This window comes from Thomasclavelia sp. (genome assembly GCF_017889095.1).
GTDB lineage: Bacteria > Bacillota_I > Bacilli_A > Erysipelotrichales > Coprobacillaceae > Thomasclavelia.
The window spans coordinates 1-2,690 of the sequence record NZ_JAGHEW010000182.1 but is presented as its reverse complement, the minus strand read 5'-3'; the positions used below and the strand labels follow the sequence as shown (position 1 = coordinate 2,690).

Below are 2,690 nucleotides of genomic sequence, written 5' to 3'. Positions count from 1 at the left end.
TAGAACTTTCTATATTGTTATTTTTAATTGAAGTAATATCAGCAATAACTGGTACATTAGAAATCGTATAAGCAAAAGTATTAGTAATACTTGGATCACTCGTTAAAGTAACTGTCGCTGTATGATCACCAGCATTTTTAGCAATCAGTTTGCCATTTTCACTTGTTCCAAAACCAGTAACTATATATTCACCAGCTTCTAACTCTCTAGTATTTTTTTGATAGTTAGCTACTACTTTTAAGCCTGTAAGATCCATTTCTTCACCAACTAAATAAGAAACTTTATCAGGTGCTGTTATAGTTAATGACAACAATTTATTACTAATTGTCTTTTCTTTGATATAAGCATTTCCATTACTTGTATAACCAACAAATAAAGTATCGCCTTTAGCCACCATTGAAAATTTACTTCCTCTAGCACCAGAATCAATTGCCAATCCTTCATCTACTAAACCATCTTTAGTAACTTCATAAGCAAAAATACCATTTTTAGTATCTGTTGCCGGTCCATAGACTACATATAAATTACCTTGAGCTATCGCTAATTTAGGTGAAATACTATCTACATCTTTACTATCAAATTCGATCCATTCACCATTATCAGCGCTATATTTACTAATAATAAGTTTTTCTTTTGAAGCGGAAGCAAAATATAATTCTTGATTATAAGTGATAATATCATGAGAAATAGCCGTACCAGCATCTTTTATCTCTTCAAAAGATGTTCCATTCAATCTTTTTAATTTGATAGTATCATTATCTTTATAAGCAACTACCAATGATCCGTTTTGTTCAAGTAAACGTGGATCACCTATATTTCCACTTACAACTGTATATGGCGCCCCTACTAATTCGACTTCATAGTTATCAGTTATATCAATTTTTTGAGTATAAATAGTACGATTTTGGAAATAATTTTCTATTGCGTAAGTCACATATAATTGATTACTTACCACTTGGAAATCAAGTGTATTTTCAGTGGTTGCTATTTCTCGTGCTTTTTTCCACTTATTTCCATTCAATACTGATATTGTAATTTTTCCATATTCGTTTATATAAGTAGCAAAGATTTTATTTTCATAACTTACTAATTTCAAATGAGTGAGACCGTCATATAAATCAGGTAAATCATTAGCAACTACCCATTTATTTCCATTATATTCATAAAACGTTGCCTTTCTAGCCCAATCAGAACTTTGAACAATAGCTATTTGACGACCATCTAGGTCAACCAAATTTACAAATCCACCACTAATTCCTTCACTATCGTGCCATGCATCAACATTAGACCAATCAGGAACAGTAACTGTTAAACTTACTTTACCATCTTTGATATCACCAACATTAGATAAAACAATTCCAGTATTAGTTCTATCACTAAATGTTATGGCGTTATCAGTTTTATTTAAATCACTATTTCCATATCTAGGATTACTACTGTTTAACAATGCATCTCCACGTTTTGAATCAGTTTCTGGTCCAAACACATATACTCCTGTTTTACCGTAAAAATTACTAAGGCCATCCACTGTTGTATCAACCCGATAAACAATTACTCCTGAACCTGGAATAGCACCATCAAATATGTCATCACTAGATTTTCCTTGAAGTTCTCTTGCTTCAATGACAAATTTTTCATAAGGATTTAAAGGCGAAGTAATCATTACCGCATTATTTAAATTTGTATCAGAAATCGTATTTAATTCAACTTCATAACTAAATGTACCATTTTGATTATCTTTCTTAGTGTAAAGAGCATCAATTTCTTGAACATCTGCCCACCCAGAAAAATGCATTCTTAAATAGGCTAACGGATAGTTCATAAATCGTCCATCACTGCTCATGATATCCCAATTACCAACTGGATTATCATTTTGATTACTAGTATATAAATCCGGATAATTTAATGAATGTAAATATTCATGAGTAATTACACCTGCTCGTTTATTATTAAGTGTATCAGTACTTAACATATTAAAAACATTAGCATTTAATTCAACACCATTCCAATTATCAGTAGTATATAGACGTTTATGGCAACGTAAAGAAGGTGTATTTTCGCCTGTTGCCGATGATTCATAGGGTCCACCTTGAAGAATGATTGTAACGTTATCAATCGTCTTATCATTATTTAAGTCCAAATCATTTACATAATTAGATAGATTGATTTCTTTTTTTACATCTTCGATTATTTGTGTGTCATAATTTCCTACTTTAGCTTGTTCTTCAGTAACACTAGTAAGTTTAAACGGTGTTACTTTTCCAGTTTCTTCATCATATTGTGGAAAGATATTTTTAACTTGATATTTTCCACCAGAAATTTTTGACATGTAACTTGAAAAAGAACGATTTTGACTTCCATCGTAATAAGCCATATATCTTTGAACATTAGTCATTCCCTTAGTATAACTATCTTCGTATCCACCTTCTGTTGGTTTATTTAACCAGTCAAGATCATCTTCATCGCTAAAGCAAACAAATAATACTAGATTTGCATGTTGACTTCCATCATTTTGATCTTCTGCAAATATTTTTATTGGTGCCATAGCAATAAATAAAACAGTACATAAAAACATGATCAAAATGCTTTTTGAAAATCTTCTTTTTAAAACCATTTTCTTTTTTCCCTCCAATCTTTTTAAATTTATATATACTCTTGTATACATCTAAATTCTACTTTATTATTAGTAT

Annotated in this window: 1 protein-coding gene; it reads right to left on the bottom strand. The window is 30.5% G+C overall.

What is annotated here, in order from left to right:
* Positions 1-2,614, bottom strand: a 2,614-nt coding sequence (locus J7M77_RS07820; RefSeq protein ID WP_296877272.1) for an immune inhibitor A domain-containing protein, incomplete at its 3' end; no start/stop codon positions are given.
* Positions 2,615-2,690 lie beyond the last annotated feature (76 nt).